The following is a 17,391-nucleotide window of genomic DNA, read 5'->3' on the forward strand; positions in this document are numbered from 1 at the left end:
GTCTTTAAATACTCTAAGTTACAATAGTATTCTCAAAATATTTATATCACACAAATCTAAAAGACGGCGGACCGTTAAATCAAAGTTCAGACAGACTTTTCTTCATCGCCTCGCCCACAGCCTTGGCTGATTGCGGATTCTGGCCTGTTATTACTCTGTTATCAACCGCTACGTGCGATTGCCATAAACCCGATTTCTCGAATTTTGCGCCCCGTGCAATCAATTGCGTTTCAAGGGCAAAAGGCACTACTTTTTCTAAACCTACGGCAATTTCTTCTTCGTTTGTAAAGGCATTTATATGCTTGCCATCAACCAGATATTTACCATCGCTCAGCTTGATGTTCACCAATCCGGCAGGGCCGTGGCACACAGCAGCTACAATACCATTGTTTTGGTATATTTTAGCGGCTATATCGGCCAATGCGGTATTATCGGCAAAGTCCCACATGGCACCGTGGCCACCTGCATAAAATATGGCCGCATAGGCTTCGGGGTTTATATCGGCAGGTGTAAGGGTATGTTCAACTTTATACCGATACTCGGCGTTTTCCCAGAATTTGCGATTCGTGGCATCCTCCAGATTAAAACCATCTACGGGTGCTTTGCCGCCTTTGGGGCTCACGAAATCTATCTCGTAACCTGCTTCGTGGAGCACCTCCCACGGGTGCGACACTTCTCCTAAATAATAACCTGTCGGCTGGCCTGTATCGCCTTTTTTGTTGTGGCTTGTTAGCACAAATAAAATTTTCTTTTTCATGTTGTTGCTTGGTTTAAGCTGTGCAATACCCGGGAAGACACTTACCATACCCACGAGCAAGACAGCCATTGTTGCTAGTTTATGCAATGTTTTTTTCATTAAACTGCGTTAATTATTACACTGCAAAGTTGGCAACAATGCGTGGGCTGGCACAGGAGGTATGTCACATCTTTGGTGTGATGTAGGTCACACTAAGCCGAAAGGCGGCTGAGGGTTTCTCTTGAAACACCCAGATACGAAGCAATAAGCGTTTTGGGCAAACGCTGCAATAAAGAAGGGTATTGGGTCAGAAATTGCTCAAAACGCTCTTTGGCGTTATTGTTGAGCAGGCATAAGATGCGGCGTTGCAAGGCAATGTAGCCTGCGTTAGATTTTCGTCTGAAAAAATGTTCTATTTTGTGTAGTTCGGCACAAAGTTTATCACGGTTCTGAATCGAAAGGCACAGCACTTCTACTTCTTCGAGGCAGTCGACATTGAGCGTGGCTTCGGTTTTGTTGAAATACGCCTGATAATCGCTTATCCACCAGTCTTCCATCGCAAATTGCAGAATATGCTCTTTGCCATCTTCGTTTATGTAATAAGCCCTCAGCAAACCCTTTACCACAAAGAAATCAGAAGGCACTGCGCTGCCGGCCTGTATTAAAAACTGGTGCTTCTTGAATTTCTTGACTACAAAATGCGATAGGATGTAGTCAAATTCAGCATCAGTAACAGGCGTTATTTTTTCGAAATGTTTTCTTAGTTCTAAACTCATTTTTTTATTGTCGAATGTCGACGTTCCGTCGCACGGTTCAGATTATCGGATTGAAAAGGAAAATCGACAATTAAAATTGTGCAACATTGTGTAAAATAGGGCACATTGTGGCAAAAAAACTAGCCAGAATGCACACAAAGTATAATTAATAATCTTAAAATGGTTTGTCGATTTCAGATTGTTGAATTGAAAAGGAAAATCGACAATTAAAATTGTGCAACATCGTGCAAAATAGGGTACATTGTGGCAAAAAAACTAGCCAGAATGCACACAAAGTATAATTAATAATCTTAAAATGATTTGTCGATTTTAGATTGTTGAATTGAAAAGGAAAATCGACAATTAAAATTGTGCAACATCGTGCAAAATAGGGTACATTGTGGCAAAGAAACTAGCCAGAATGCACAAAAAGTACTCAAATTTACACATTTCGAAAATTGACAATTCACTTAATCAAGGCCAAATCAATAATTTCACCACTACTGTTGTTTAGTTCTCGCATGGCTGATATAAACGGTAAATCTATTTCGGCACCTGCCAGCTTGTCCAGAATATCATGCTGGCGTTTCTTTTCTTTTTGCATAAAGGCATTTTGCTCGATTTTGATTTCCAATGCCTCATCACTCACCTCAAAATCACCTGACTCTAGCACAAACATATCAACCGTATCACGGGCAATAGATACCACGTTCATGAGGTAGCTTAGGTCTTCACTCAGCAGAAATTCAACCGACTCGGCTATGGCAGAACAAGCATCAAGTGCAAAGGGTGTCAGTATTCCTTTAAAGTCTTCGGTATGTGGCGAAACATCATATATTTTTTCATAAATGCTGTCTAGCTCGGCGTCGTTTAGTTCAATATCTTGCAGGTACTGATACAACATCACAATGGCTTCTTCCAGCACTTCTACGCTTCCCCACTTTTCCTGATTGCTGAATTGAATATAATTAGGCAGTAGTTTTTCGCAGGTAAGCACAGCAAAAAGCACCTGCTGTTTAAGAGATAAGTCTTTTACTTTATCTTCAATGCTTTTCAGAAAGTAGTCCATCTCAGTTTCTAGGGTAATTTTGATAGGTTTTACCTTTGTTTTTACAGCTTGCAAGATAATGATATTTTAATTTAAAATGCAAGGGGCAGAGGGCATGGGGCAGAGGGCGTGGGGGAAAGAGTTAAGAAACAAATTACGCTCACTTTGGCTTTCTGAATGAACCATCAAAGAAGCTTAGGTGAGCGTAACAGACTTTTTAGAAGCAATTTGTTTTTGGGTACTCGGGTACTCTCGAGTGATACTTTATAATTGATTTACAGCTTTTTCAGATTAGCAAACTGGCCTACCACTTTGAGGGTGTAATTGCCTGCAGTGCCATTATTAGCTGGAGTGGCTGCAACACGAAATGTTTTTTTAGGTAAATCTCCTGAAACATAAACAGCCACTTTTTCGAGACCTAAGGTTTTGGTAATTTCGGCACCTACTTCCGTTTGGAATTTAATTACAACTTTTGTATCAGCAGAAGATAGTTCGAAATCTATTGGTAAATTGGCTGAAGTCATCTCAAACTGATAAACATCAACACTAGTCTTGCTATTCCATCTTCCGTTGAGCGTACTGGTCTGAGAATTTATTTTTGTTAGTTTATCAACTTGGCCACTTATTTCAAGCGTATAATTTCCCATAGAGCCTCTTTTTTCGGTGGCTGCCATAACGGTATAAACTCCTTTTCTAACTTTTGGAGTTGTAAATTCATACCGATTATGAAAAGCATAGCTCTTATATAAAACTTGACCTAAGTCGTCAAATAATACAAGTGCCACTTCTGTGTCAGGAGATTGTATAGTTAAATCTATATATGAATTTTCTTCTGTCACTTCAAATGTGTAGAAGTGGTTTTTAAAAGTTTTTACTATACCCCCTCCACCTAGGGCTCCCCAGGTTTGGGTACCTGATTGTAATAATTTTGAAGCAATCTGTACCGGAGTTTTTGCCCCTAAAACTTTAAGTGCGAATTTGCCTACTGCACGGCGTTCTGCAGATACTACAACTCTGTATTTGCCTGCATTAACTTTAAATGTATTATTATGTGAGCGTCCGGCAAAAGCTTGATTAACTTTTTCACCTAATGGATTGAACAATGCATACTTAATATTAATGTCAGCTGAGCTAAGCTGAATTGTAATATCAGTGTTATTAGTTACTACCTCAAAGTTAAAGTGATAATTTTTAAATGAATCAAAATTATCAATGCCACCTGCTCCCCCTTTTGCAGCCACCCATTCGCCCGTGATTATTACAGGCTGAGTTGGTACTGGGTCATTTGGCTTCGGGTCAGTTGGTTTTGGATTAGTTCCGGTTGGGTCGGGGTCGTCAGGTTTAGGGTCTGATTCTTCCGGCGAACAACCCAGCATTAAACTCAGAAGCAAGATAAAAAACAGCGATGTTTTCATGATATAATTATTTCAGTTTAAAACATTTTTATTAGTATGCTTCATAATTGTTATGATGCAAAGGGCAGATTCCGTACTAATGAAATCTGCCTTGGTTTAGCCACATTAATACATACCTATAATGTTATCAGCATAATTCTGAGCAGTTTAAGAGAGCTATTATTTATTGATTGAAAAGAAATACGCAGCTCTTAGGCCAATGGCAAGGTGGCGCGCATGAGATTGAGGGTCGCTTTTGGTATAAGTAGTATATGGAGTAAGAGAAGGCGATACCATCAGAGATACCTCTAAGGGGCGGTCGGAGCTTCCGAAGTCTTTGGCAATACCTAGGTTTAAAGCAAAATCAACAGGCATTACCTCGTGTCGGCGAGGGTCTGAGCCAATCTCGATAACCTCTGTTTCTGTGCCGCCAAATTCACCATCTAAGCTATAAGAACCAGTTGCTTTCGCTGAAAGAGCAAAGTTGATTGATGGGCCAAATAAAAGTTTCATGCCCGAATCTCCTATTTTATAATTTAACATCAACGGCAACTCAAGGTAAGTTAATTTTTGTTTTACTTTGCCGCTTCCGCTTTCACCATATTCATTATAATTCATGGTTACAGTCTCTCCTTTGAAGCTGATAAGTAAGCCACTTCTGAAAGCCATTTTTTCATTGAACGAATAATCGGCCCAAACACCAAAATTCGCTTTAATAGCCGGGCGGTGTTTCACATCAAGTCCAAGTATGCTACCATATTGGTTATAAGCGTTTTTTATCTTATCAGAATTTAATACTGAAGTTACGCCCACACCTACTACAGGAGCGATTCTGAAATCTTGTGCGAAAGTGGCACTCGATAGAGAGATTGATAAAATAAGAAAAGTAAATAGTGCTCTCATGTGTAAAAAAGGTTTTAAAAGATATGTTTAATAAAAAAATGCGTTTGACAGTACATAGGCTCAAGCCTTCGATTTAATAATGGGCAGTTTTTTCAGCAAGTTGTTTCTATATAATTTGCCTATGGTTATGCTTTGTTTGGCTATAACAACGGCATTGCTATGCACCAATTCGATATGAATAATATTGACAGCGTGCTTACGTGAAATCTGAACAAAAGCCGAATCATCAATCTGGTTCAGGAAACTTTTCAGGTGTGTCGAGATATTTTTTTTGCCACAGGTAGAATATATATCAATATAGGCACCCTGCGCCTCAATAAACAATATATCCTTTTTCTTTAGTCGTTCGTAGCGGTTACGGTTCGATATGTAAATTACCTCACTTAAGGTTTGCACCGAATCGAGGTCTGAATCTAGGGGCTTCATAAGCGTTCTGCTTTCATATAGCTCTTCATTCTTGCATAAGCCAGAAAGGTTACAACAGGGGTAGAAAATATTTTAAATTATTTCAGAATGGTGAGGAGGGCATGGGGCGTGGGGCATAGGGCATGGGGCATGGGGCATAGGGCGTGGGGCATAGGGCATGGGGCATAGGGCGTGGGGCATAGGGCATGGGGCATAGGGCATAGGGCATGGAGTTTAGGGGGGATTGGCTGTCAGGAGGAGCGATGAGATACAGAAAACCTTTTTCGTTTATATCTTATATAACCCATGCCCTCTGCCCTTATCCCTCTGCACCTGACTCCACAAAAACCGTTACTTTAATACGCCTTACGATAACACAGAAATAGGCATCGTAGCTGATGCCTTCGCTATTGAGATAATTAATAAACTGCTGAAACTTGCGTGAATCGTTCTTGCGGGTAAGAGTAACGGTTATGCCGTCTTTGGTAGTGCTAGGGGTAATTTCTTCATGAAGCAGGTCGTATTTCTCGAGCATAAGCACTACTTCTGCTTTCAAACTATTAATGGTCCTTTTCATTGCGGCTTTGTTTATTTACATACCTCAAACCCTGTTTATCAGATGCAGTTTTTTATAGATTGAAGCAGTGCTATAAATTTATGGCGTTGCTTGTTAAAGCAAAAGCCTGATTACCAGCTTCCTAACAAATATAAACTATTAAAATAAACATAGCAAAACCGAATTGATAAAAGTCTTGGTCTTTGCGGCATACTACATTTTAATCTAACAATAGCTCATACAGATTGTTTTATTAATAGCACATCAAACTATTCAGCGTTATGAGCTATCAGAAAATAATAGAGTATCTGGGCAAAGATGCCGACTACCTACTGAAACATACCAGCAAAACCATTGATAAGCAACTATTGCACACACCCTCGCCTGATGCCCTCGACCAGGTTTTTCAGGGGAGTAACCGCAGTATTCCGGTTTTGCGGAGTCTGGCTGCGCTGCATGGGCATGGGCGGCTGGCCGATACGGGTTTCTTGTCTATTCTGCCCATCGACCAGGGCATTGAGCATACGGCAGGGGCTTCGTTTGCCAAAAATCCGATTTACTTCGACCCCGAAAATATCGTGCGCCTTGCCATTGAAGGCGGTTGTAATGCCGTAGCTACCACCTTTGGCAATCTGGCTATTGTGGCACGCAAATACGCGCACAAAATTCCGTTTATTGTTAAAATCAACCATAACGAATTGCTTACTTACCCCACCAAATATGAGCAGATAATGTTTGGAGCCGTAGAAGATGCCTGGAATCTGGGGGCGGTGGCCGTTGGTGCAACTATTTATTTTGGTTCGGAGGGCTCAAACCGACAGATTATTGAAGTAGCCAAAGCGTTCGAAAAAGCCCATGAACTCGGCATGGCTACTATTTTGTGGTGCTATACCCGCAACAATGCCTTTAAGAAAGACGGTGTAAACTACGAAACAGCCGCCGATATTACTGGGCAGGCCAATCATCTGGGCGTTACGATTCAGGCCGATGTTATCAAACAAAAATTACCCGATAGCAATGGCGGCTTCACGGCCATTGATTTCTCTAAAAGTGTGCCGCAGATGTACACCGAATTGGCGACAGACCACCCGATTGACCTTTGCCGCTATCAGGTTGCTAACTGCTACATGGGGCGCATTGGCTTGATTAATTCAGGTGGCGAATCAAGGGGCGAATCAGACTTGCAAGAGTCGGTACGCACAGCGGTTATCAACAAACGTGCCGGAGGCATGGGGCTTATTTTAGGCCGTAAGGCTTTCCAAAGACCATTTGATGAGGGCATAAAACTACTTAATGCCGTACAAGACGTATATCTGGCAAAAGAAATAGAACTGGCCTGAGAACCAGCCTCTTAACCCTAGCCTTTAGTGAAGGCGCATAAGCCCCAAACAGACAATGCCTACTTGTATTTCTGTTTGGGGCTTGTGTTTTTATATGTTTCTACATACTATAAAATGTTGAACTTTTTGAGTTTTTTCTTTGTAGAGAATTAAACAAAGTTCTATATTTGTACTAGATTTTGTGCCAAAGTTATGGTAAAACTTATTTTTATACGTCTTTAATCTTATCTGCCTAATCCCAAAAATCACAGATTTGTGATAGTTTTTTTCTTACAAAAAAAGCATTATCTACCATGAAAACGTATGAAGAATTTAAGAAAACAGTTTATGAGGCATTAGAAAACAGCAATATCATGCCCGAAGAAATTATTGAGCATGATGCGGCTATTACGTTTTCGATACCGAATGACGACGAAACCCCCGAGTACTTAAAAAACTTGAGCAGCATACTTGAGGCCGAGCAGATACGAATAAAATCGTCGGTGTCGGTTCCTTCGCAAATCAATAGTATCAGTATTTCTGTTTTTAATCATTAAATAGGCTCAGTAGACCAAAAAACTAATTAGCGTTTGAGTAATAATCCAAACTTTTATTATTGCTCAAACGCTAATCATAAACTTGCCAGGCCACCCGATTCTACATTTTTAGCGCATCTGTTTTTAAAAAATTATAAGCGCGCTAGCGGCATCTCTTGTCTTCTTAACAAAACACATCCGTTTGATAATTTTCTTTTTATCTGCTTGATAACTTATGCCTGATATTCTATTTTTGGCCGATTTAATTAGCATTTAAATCTGCACCCGCTCTCTTCAGTAAAATAATATAATCCTTTTGCAAATTTTGTTCATGCCATTTATAATAGGTTTTCACGATTAATAGTACAACAAACAAAATCTGGTTTTCAGTAAATAAACAAAAAAAGCACTATAGCATATTTTGGGGCCTTGAGTTATTTTAAATAGATTTTTATCTGTTTTTAGCTGGCACTGATTTTGCTCGTTTTTGTTCTATAAAATTTGTTGTGGTTAGCGGTATTTAAAAGCTATTAGTGAATATCTATCAAGAAAAAAACGCGTAAGTGCCACATAGGGCATACTTGGGCTGTTTATTAAAAAAATAGTGGCATAACCAATAATTAATTGCAATGATAAAAAAACTCCTTTGTGTTGATGACGATAAAATAACGCTGACATTAATTAAACTGGTTGTTGGTAAAGCCGCATTTGCCAAAGAAATAATAACAAAAACCAATGGCAAAGAAGCACTTGATTATTACACCGAATTGGCAGATAAACCCATAAGTGATGCGTATCCTGAAGTGATTTTTCTGGATTTGAATATGCCCGTAATGAGTGGCTGGGATTTTCTGGATGAGTTCTCAAGGAACTATTATGAAAAATTCAAAAATACCAAGATTGTCATACTGTCGTCGTCGGCAACGCCCGAAGAAAAAGCCAAGGCCAGTACGTATCCAATGATTATCGGCTATCTGGCCAAACCACTTACTATCAAAGCGCTAAACAACATAAATCTGAATTAAATGTTTGCCTGCTAACATACCTTTGGTTTTATAATATTACAATAATTTATAAAAGCGGTTACCCGCATGAGCAATAAAGCAACCACAACCCAAACTGATATTTCTGTACCTGAATTTAAAAACGGGCAGAACCAACTATCTAAGTCTGCCGAGTTATTGGCTAATGCCAGTTTTTTACAACGCTACTCTGAAGAGTGCTACGTAGTGGTTGATACCAACCTGTCCATTATGAGTTTCAGCCAGAATTTTGCCCATGCTTGCCAATGGGCTTATGGCAAAGAGGTAAAAACAGGTAATTATATTATTGACTACCAACCTGCCGAAAAGGCCGACCAAATAAGAGAACTATATGAAAGAGCCTTGCAGAATGAAGCCTTCGAGATTGAATTGGAGATTACCACAACTCATGCACAAGCTGTAAACACACTAAATAAATTTAAGCCCATACACAACGATAATGGGCAAACAATTGGTGCTTTTGTGTCGTCGGTTAATATTACGTCTATAAAAAAAGCCGAAAACGAGATTCATAAGCACGAAAGAAGATACAGGGCTATAATCGAAAATTCGCTTGATGCTTTTTTCTTCACCACTTATGAGGGCTTAATTCTGGATATAAACAATGCGGCCATTGATATGTTTGGCTATACTATTGAGGAGTTCAGAAAACTAAACCGCAGCGATTTGGCCGTTTTCACAAACGACGAACTTGAGCAGTATCAGACAGAACGAGACAAAGTCGGAAAAATGAAAGGCGAAGCCATAGGCAAACGTAAAAATGGCGAGCTGTTTACGTTTGAGTTTTCGTCGATACTCTACAACGATGGTTCAGATGATATAAAGTTCGGAACGTTTATAAGAGATATATCGGCCCGTAAAAATGCCGAGAAAACAATTGCACTAAACGAAAAACGTTTCAGGGCATTGGTTGAAAACGCCGGCGACATCATTATTCTATCAAGTGCCTCCGGAATTGTAACTTATGTAAGCCCTGCCTACGAGAAGCTCACGGGTTTTAGTGCTGCCGAGGTAGTTGGCTACACAAACCTGCAACTGGTTCACCCCGAGCAAGCCAAAGAAACATTGGTTTTCTTTGAGCAGCTCATCAAAACGCCGGGGCAGGCAATGCCTCGCCTCAATAGGCTCAAGCACAAACAAGGCCACTATATATGGGTTGAAGGATACCTGACCAACCTGCTGCACGAAGAGAGCGTGCAGGCCATTGTTTCGAATTATCATGATATTACCGAGCGTATACAAGCGGCCGAAGACTTGAGGCAGTCAGAAAACAACCTCAAAACTATTTTTGAAAATACCGCTGAGGCTTTTTTGTTATTAGATACCAATCGTATCGTAAAGGCATTCAATAGCAGTGCAAAAAAAATAGGCTTTTTAAACGGCGACCAAGAGGTGAAAGTGGGTTTTGATGCCCTCAATTTTACGGCTGATGCCCGGCGAGAAATGGTAATAAGCCTCTTTGAGAGAGTAATAAACGGCGAGGAGATTCAGTATGACCGTGCTTTTGAGCTCCAGGACGGCAGCCTACTCTGGTACACTTTTTCTATTAAGCCTGTATTTGAAAACGGCCAGGTTACGGGTGTCTGTATGAACGGCAGAGACATAACCGAACGAAAGCTGATTTATGAAGAACTCACAAAAAGAGAGCTGAGGTTCAGAACGATTCTTAAAAACAGCCATGATATACTCTTTTTGTTTGATGCCGACGGCAAGATTGAGTTTATGAGCCCGGGTATCGAAAAACTCTTTGGTTTTATAAAAGAAAACGATGAGATACAACATTTACTAGACAATATTCACCCCGACGACCTCGAAAATGCCGTACAACAACTAAGGCTGGCATTTATGAGCCCCGATGTACCAGTTGCCCTCACCCTGAGAAAACAAAAAAAAGATGGCACATTTGTGTGGCTCGAGGGTACCTTTACCAATATGCTGCATATACCAGAGGTAAAGGTAATGGTGGCCAATTTCAGAGATATTACCGAACGCAAACTTTTTGAAGAGCAACAGGCACTTTTGGGTTCTATCGTCAACTCGTCAGACGATGCCATAATCAGTATCAATCTTGATACCACTATTATAACCTGGAATAAGGGCGCCGAAAAACTCTATGGCTATAAAGCCCACGAGGTAATAGGCCGTAGCTCTTATATGATTATACCAACCGAACGCAATAACGAAGAGGCCGAGCTAATGCGGCAAATTCAGCGGGGCGAGTCGGTAAACCATTATGAAACCCAAAGAATACGTAAAAACAAACAATTGGTAGATGTTTCGCTTACCTTGTCGCCGATAAGAGATAGTAAGGGAAATATAACAGGTGCCTCTAAAATTGCCCGTGATATTTCTGATAAGAAAAAGGCCGCAGATATTATAAAAAATAACGAAAGGCGTTTCAGAAGTCTGTTGCAGAACAGCAATGACGGCCTGACGCTGATGACCGTTGAAGGAGTAATGCTGGAAGTAAGCCCGGCCGGACAAAAAATAACGGGCTTTACCGAAGCCGAAATGGTGGGGCATTCAAGATTTGACCTGATTCATCCCGACGACCTCAACCATGTAATGGAGGCATTTATTAATGTAATAGAAAACCCTGAAAAAACCGAAAACTTTGAGTACCGCAGCCTGACGATTGATGGTACTTATAAGTGGCTCGATGCCTGCTGCCAGAATATGCTCAACGACCCCGCCGTTGCGGCAATTGTGATTAATTACAGAGACATAACAGAGCGCAAAAATCAGGAACTGGAACGTGAGAAACTGATTAAAACGCTGAATCAGAAGAACAACGACCTTCGGAATTTCTCTTACATTACTTCGCACAACCTGAAAGCTCCACTTTCAAACCTGATGGGTTTTCTGGAACTGCTAGAAGATATTACGATTGAAGACCCTACGCTGCGCAATATTCTGGATGGTTTTGGTGCTTCAACTGCCCAACTCAACCAAACCATCAACGACCTGGTGCAAATACTCATTATAAGAGACAGCTATTCTGTTGAGCAAAAAGAGTTATCTTTCGATAAAGTATTTACACAGGTGAAAAATCAGCTACGTATGCAAATCAAAGAGGCTAGGGTACAAATAGAAACAGACTTCCGGCATGCGCCAACAGTAGTTTTTAACAAGACCTATCTCGAAAGTATCTTTCTAAATCTGCTTACCAACGCCATCAGATACAGGGCTTATGACCGCCCGCTTGAAATAAAAGTAAGCACTCAGGTACAAAACAACGCCATTGTGTTGAGATTTACCGACAACGGCATTGGTATTGATACAGAGCTACACAAAACAAAGCTTTTTGGGCTATATCAGCGTTTTCATAACAGGCCCGACAGCAAAGGGCTGGGGCTGTACCTCATCAAGTCGCAGATGGAGAGCCTGCAAGGTAGTATATCAGTAGAAAGTACCGTTGATGTTGGGACTACTTTTGTACTAAGTTTTGCTGCCACAAATACGGCTATTAAGTAGTGCCAATTCGGATAATTGAAACCCTGTGTTCGGCGTTCTTAGAACGCCAACAAGGATTTCTGTATATGAATTTACGTGCAAGCCCTTCTGGTTTTACCGGAAATTTTAATCAAATAGAAAAAATTGTCTCAAATACTTATTTTACGGTGATTTGTCTATAACTTCTCCAATAACCTTCATAGATTTGCCTTCCAAATTAGTGAAATATACTTCTAGCTCTTTGTTTTCGCCTTTTTTCAATGCTGTAAAAGTACCATATTTGTCAATTAGGCCTGTTACTGCTAACATCTCTTCATTTAATTGATGTTTACTGAATTTTTTTACATTAATATTTTTTACTGTTTCATTCTTTAAGGATGCATCAATATAAAAATGGACTTCCTGTATTAATTGTTTTTTTTCATTATCGTCTATCAATTCAACCAATTCATTTAAGGTGGATCCATAATGCAATGTTCCTCCCATCAAATTAAAGCCATTTTTAGAAATATTTTCTTTCCATATAGTGGAGTAATCCTTACCTAATCTTTGGTCTATTTGGTTACTGAATATCGATTGGATAAAAGTACCTAGGCTATATTCACTCTTATTAGTAGTTTGTACTTTTAAATTTATTGGTATTTCACCTTTAATAAATTCAACTGAAGTTTCTTTTTCAAGTAGCAGAATAATTTTCTGTATACTGTAATTTTCCTTTATAAATTTAAAACGCTCAATATCAATCCAATCCTTTACATCTTCTGAACTTATCTCTGATAGGATATATAAATCAATATTAAAAAAACTGGCACTGTCTATTGCTTCTTTCTGAAATCCTTTAGAAGCAATCATTATCTTTCTATCTATACCACACACATTGCACTTTGTTTGAAATGCCTCAATTCTATCTATTGGTACATTAGTAGTATTGTAATCTTTACACTCAATACCAACCAAAAAAATGAAATCATTGGACTTGATCTCTATTATTATATCAAATTGACGCCTACCTCCGACTTTTGATTTTAACTTATGGTCAAAGTAAACAGTAGTATTGGGATTGTCATTTTTTGCCAGTTGAATAAGATAGTTGAGGTTTTCAAACGACTTTCCATTGTTATATGGCTTTTTCTCTTTTGCTTTTTTTTCTTTTGTCATAAGGGATGTATTTTTCTATAAATATATAAAACTTATCATATTGAAATTTTAGCAAAGGCTTTATAAAAACACGCCCTCTGTTTTGACGAAAGCTTTTATGAGTGTCAAAATCACCCTGTGTTCGGCTAAATATATACTTAGTCGGTGTGTTAGGCGTTCTCAGAACGCCAACAAGGATTTCTGTATATGAATTTACGTGCAAGCCCTTCTGGTTTCCAAAGAATTTATCTATTAGGATATTTTCTTTAAGTAGATTTTTAGGGTTTTATAGGCTCTTGCACACACAAGCATGTCGTCTCCACCAAAACATTATTTCTTAGGTCTCCCCAATTCCTCTACCTCATCCGCTGATTCATCATGCGTACCTTGTATATTTATCGCCAAACAGGATACTACATGAGAGCTAATTATATTTTTTTGTATTATTTTACCAGCACTTAACTATGATGCCTAAAAATAATATTATTCGCTATGATGAAACAAAAACTACCTATTACATTACTGTTAGTAATGCTCTCTATGGGGCTGTGCTTCGGTAAAATCTCTCTCGAAAAACTTCAGGTCGATTACCAGACCAATCCTTTAGGTATTGATATAGCTACGCCGCATTTCAGTTGGCAAATGCATGCCGCCGATGCTCGCCGTGGATACGCCCAAACAGCTTATCAGATTGTAGTAACCGATGCCAAAAACAAGGTAGTGTGGGACTCTAAGAAAGTCAACGAGGCCACCTCGCATGGCGTGGCGTATCAGGGTGCTAATTTGCTGGCTACTACCCGCTACCAATGGAAACTGACGGTCTGGAACAATTTTAACGAAGTTGCCACCAAAACCGCATGGTTTGAAACAGGCTTGATGAACCCCAACATTTCGGCATGGGACGGCGCACAGTGGATTGGCGGCGGTGCCGATGATTTGGTGCTTTATGCGCCTGCGCTATCGGTCTTTAAATTTGAATATGGTATTCAGCTCGACAAAGCCTCGGGCAGTACCAAAGCAGCTTTTGTATTTGGCGGCAACGATACCCGCCTGATGAACAAAGACTTGAACCTGATGGGTATGCAAACCCCGAAAAACGAGAATTATATAGCCATTGAGCTTGATATTTCGGGCGTTTCTGAGATAACCAACGGGATGGCCAAACTCAATATCTATCGGGTTGGGTATGATAAAACCGATACCAAAGATGCACCATTCAAAAGCCTTGATATTCCGCTAAGTGCTATTAACGATGGCAATAAATATGATAAACACAGCATTTCGGTAGCCTGTAATTTTGGTCTGTTTGAGTTTCTGCTCGACGGCAAAACCAAGATTGAAGAAAAAACCAACGAACCTGTTTCACCTTTTGCGCCTGTTGGCCTAAATCTGAATCCGGTTGGAAAAGGCAATAATTACATTAGTTTCCCGATGCTGGGCGAAATTGGCTTTCAGACAAATGCCAACCAAACGGCCTATTTTTCTGATGTAGTTGTGCGCAATTTCCGCTTGCCATCAAATCCGCTTTTCTCTGAAAACCTTAGCACCGCATCTTACAAGGGTATCTTTCAAAACGAAAAACTAAGCATCGAAAACAATGCCTACAAAGTAAACGGCGGAGCCTTGATACTAGCCGACCCAAGCCGCAATGCAGCACCAATGTTGCGCAGCACATTCAAAACATCGGCCAAAGCCATTAGTGGTGCAAGGCTTTATGTTACGGCTCGTGGCATTTACGAAATGTATATCAACGGCAAGCGTATCAGCAACGATTACTTTAATCCGGGGCTTACGCAGTACAACAAACACCAGATGTACCAGACTTACGATGTTACCAAAGATATTCAGCAAGGCAAAGCCAATGGCATAGGCGCATGGTTGAGCGAAGGCTGGTGGTCGGGTAATATCACCTATTCGGGCGAAAACTGGAATTACTTCGGCGACCGTCAGTCGCTGCTCTGCAAGCTCGTAATTACCTATACCGATGGCAGCAAACAAACCGTTACTTCAAACACGGCCGACTGGAAACTCTTTACTGATGGGCCTGTGAGTTACGGCAGTTTCTTTCAGGGAGAATTTTATGATGCCAACAAAGAGCAGGGCATTAAAGGTTGGGCAACGGCCACCTATAACGATAAAAACTGGAAACCTACCCACGAAGTGCCGCTTGAAGGTACGGCTTATATTGATACAAAGACCAATACCAGAATTACACCCGTTGAATACAGCGACCTGAAAATTATAGGGCAGATGGGCGAAAACCCGGGCATTGTAATGAGCCTGACGGCCAAGTCGGTTGAGGAAGTGCGCCCGAAAGTATTTGTGTACGACATGGGGCAGAACATGGTGGGTTTTCCGCAGATAAAAATCAAGAATGGCAAAAAAGGACAGGTGATAACCTTGCGCTACGCCGAGGTTAAATACCCTAACCTGCCCGACTATAAAGGCAACGAGGGTATGATTATGATGGAGAACATCAGAGCAGCCCTCACAACCGACACCTATATACTGAAAGGTGGCGACGAAACCATTCAGCCTCGTTTCACTTTTCATGGCTACCGCTACCTCGAAATAACGGGTATCGATAGCGCCATTCCTATTTATGAAGTAAAAGGCATGGTTATTAGCTCTATTACGGGGCTGGCATCAGAATACCAGACCTCAAATGCGCTTGTCAATAAACTATGGCAGAACATCACGTGGTCGTTGAGAAGTAATTTCTTGTCGATTCCGACCGATACACCTGCCCGTAATGAGCGCATGGGGTGGTCGGGCGATATTTCGGTGTTTGCCAGAAGTGCCACTTACCTGACCGATGCCGATGCGTTTCTGCGCCGACACATGTTGGGTATGCGTGACATTCAGCCCGAAAACGGTCGGTTTACCGATGTTGCCCCTGTGGGCGGTGGTTTTGGCGGTACACTCTGGGGCAGCGCAGGCATTGTGGTGCCGTGGGAAACATACCAGCAATATGGCGATGTGCAAATACTTGCCGAAAACTATGAGGCCATGAAACGCTACATGGCTTTTCTGAAAACCAAGCTCAACGAGCAGGGAATATTAAACGAAGGCCCGCTGGGCGACTGGCTAAGCCCTGAGGGTAACAAAAACGATAATACGCTTTTCTGGATGGCCTATTATGCCTATGATTTAGAAATAATGGCACAAACGGCAAAAATATTAGGTAAAACCGACGAATCGGCGCAGTTTATGGCGCAGCACGAAGGTCTCAAAAAGGCATTTAATAAAATTTATGTTGATGCCAATACACACAAAACCGTCAAATCGGGCGTGAAAACGGGCTTTATGGGGCCACCAAACGAGCGAGGTGGCAACCAGACCACAGACAAAGGCCAGGTGATTGACACGCAGGCATCGTATGCGATTCCGTTGGCTTTAGGAATTTTTGATGAAACCAATAAAGCCCAAGCCATCAAAAACCTGAATGAAACCATTGCCCGACCAAACAAAGACGATAGCGGCATTGAGCGGCCGTCGTACTCGCTCATGACGGGCTTTATCGGAACGGCCTCTATTATGCAGGCACTTTCAGACAACGGACAAGATGCTACCGCTTACCGATTATTGCAACAAAAGAGCTACCCATCGTGGTTGTACTCGGTGGTAAATGGGGCAACATCTATCTGGGAAAGATTGAACTCTTATACGGTAGAAAATGGTTTTGGAGGTAACAACAGTATGAACTCATTTAATCATTATTCGTTTGGCTCGGTTGCTGCTTGGATGTATAATTACTCGTTGGGTATTCAGCGCAGCCCCGAAGTAGCCGGATTCAAAGAGATTGTATTGAAACCAACACCCGACCCTGACAAAACAATGACATGGGCAAAGGGTTATTATGATAGTATTTATGGCAAAATAAGCAGCGAATGGAAGCACGAAGCAGGCCAATGGACGTTTAAGACCACAATTCCGGCCAATACGAGTGCTACGCTTTACTTACCAGCCAACGCCATAGCACAAATAACAGAGGGCGGCAAAGCCCTTGCACAAGGCAATGGCATAAGCAGCATAAGCCATGCCAACGGTGAGGCAAAAATGACATTGGCCAGCGGCACATACAGTTTTGTAATAAAACTTTAAAG

At 41.0% G+C, this 17,391-nt stretch carries 13 protein-coding genes; 5 read left to right on the forward strand and 8 right to left on the reverse strand.

All coding sequences use genetic code 11. The features are described from left to right. Positions 1 to 79: 79 nt before the first annotated feature. The 7 genes from WAE64_RS24140 to WAE64_RS24170 all read right to left on the reverse strand — a co-directional run bounded on the left by WAE64_RS24140 (position 80) and on the right by WAE64_RS24170 (position 5,818). Positions 80 to 856, reverse strand: coding sequence for a type 1 glutamine amidotransferase domain-containing protein (locus tag WAE64_RS24140; RefSeq protein WP_340240666.1), 777 nt, complete (start codon positions 854 to 856; stop codon positions 80 to 82). Positions 857 to 948: 92 nt separating this feature from the next. Further along, complete coding sequence (locus WAE64_RS24145) at positions 949 to 1,512, reverse strand: Crp/Fnr family transcriptional regulator (protein WP_340240667.1); 564 nt, start codon at positions 1,510 to 1,512, stop codon at positions 949 to 951. Positions 1,513 to 1,957: 445 nt separating this feature from the next. Further along, positions 1,958 to 2,614 carry a DUF416 family protein gene (locus WAE64_RS24150; protein WP_340240669.1) on the reverse strand — a complete coding sequence of 219 codons (657 nt, stop codon included), beginning with the start codon at positions 2,612 to 2,614 and terminating at the stop codon, positions 1,958 to 1,960. Between the two features lie 200 nt (positions 2,615 to 2,814). Next, positions 2,815 to 3,954, reverse strand: a complete 1,140-nt coding sequence (locus WAE64_RS24155; RefSeq protein ID WP_340240671.1) for a hypothetical protein — start codon at positions 3,952 to 3,954, stop codon at positions 2,815 to 2,817. Positions 3,955 to 4,113: 159 nt separating this feature from the next. Next, the gene (locus WAE64_RS24160) at positions 4,114 to 4,836 is read right to left on the reverse strand and encodes a porin family protein (protein ID WP_340240673.1); all 723 of its coding nucleotides are present in this window, start codon (positions 4,834 to 4,836) and stop codon (positions 4,114 to 4,116) included. 60 nt (positions 4,837 to 4,896) lie between these two features. Then, the gene (locus tag WAE64_RS24165) at positions 4,897 to 5,262 is read right to left on the reverse strand and encodes a LytTR family transcriptional regulator DNA-binding domain-containing protein (RefSeq protein WP_340240675.1); all 366 of its coding nucleotides are present in this window, start codon (positions 5,260 to 5,262) and stop codon (positions 4,897 to 4,899) included. A gap of 298 nt (positions 5,263 to 5,560) precedes the next feature. Next, complete coding sequence (locus WAE64_RS24170; RefSeq protein WP_340240676.1) at positions 5,561 to 5,818, reverse strand: hypothetical protein; 258 nt, start codon at positions 5,816 to 5,818, stop codon at positions 5,561 to 5,563. Between the two features lie 260 nt (positions 5,819 to 6,078). Here WAE64_RS24170 and WAE64_RS24175 point away from each other — a divergent pair, with 260 nt between their 5' ends. From WAE64_RS24175 to WAE64_RS24190, 4 genes are all read left to right on the forward strand, one after another. Further along, complete coding sequence (locus WAE64_RS24175; RefSeq protein ID WP_340240678.1) at positions 6,079 to 7,137, forward strand: class I fructose-bisphosphate aldolase; 1,059 nt, start codon at positions 6,079 to 6,081, stop codon at positions 7,135 to 7,137. A 293-nt stretch (positions 7,138 to 7,430) separates the two neighbouring features. Next, a complete protein-coding gene (locus WAE64_RS24180) occupies positions 7,431 to 7,673 on the forward strand; it encodes a hypothetical protein (protein WP_340240680.1) in 243 nt (80 codons plus the stop codon). Between the two features lie 608 nt (positions 7,674 to 8,281). Continuing rightward, the gene (locus WAE64_RS24185) at positions 8,282 to 8,677 is read left to right on the forward strand and encodes a response regulator (protein ID WP_340240682.1); all 396 of its coding nucleotides are present in this window, start codon (positions 8,282 to 8,284) and stop codon (positions 8,675 to 8,677) included. Positions 8,678 to 8,743: 66 nt separating this feature from the next. Further along, positions 8,744 to 12,169: a PAS domain-containing protein gene (locus tag WAE64_RS24190; protein ID WP_340240685.1), complete on the forward strand. Its 3,426-nt coding sequence runs from the start codon at positions 8,744 to 8,746 to the stop codon at positions 12,167 to 12,169. A 141-nt stretch (positions 12,170 to 12,310) separates the two neighbouring features. On the opposite strand, the gene WAE64_RS24195 is transcribed toward WAE64_RS24190, so the two are convergent. Continuing rightward, the gene (locus tag WAE64_RS24195; RefSeq protein ID WP_340240687.1) at positions 12,311 to 13,306 is read right to left on the reverse strand and encodes a restriction endonuclease; all 996 of its coding nucleotides are present in this window, start codon (positions 13,304 to 13,306) and stop codon (positions 12,311 to 12,313) included. A gap of 471 nt (positions 13,307 to 13,777) precedes the next feature. Here WAE64_RS24195 and WAE64_RS24200 point away from each other — a divergent pair, with 471 nt between their 5' ends. Beyond that, the gene (locus WAE64_RS24200; RefSeq protein WP_340240689.1) at positions 13,778 to 17,389 is read left to right on the forward strand and encodes an alpha-L-rhamnosidase; all 3,612 of its coding nucleotides are present in this window, start codon (positions 13,778 to 13,780) and stop codon (positions 17,387 to 17,389) included. Positions 17,390 to 17,391 lie beyond the last annotated feature (2 nt).

Origin of the sequence: Emticicia soli, from assembly GCF_037860775.1 — a bacterium.
GTDB lineage: Bacteria > Bacteroidota > Bacteroidia > Cytophagales > Spirosomataceae > Emticicia > Emticicia soli.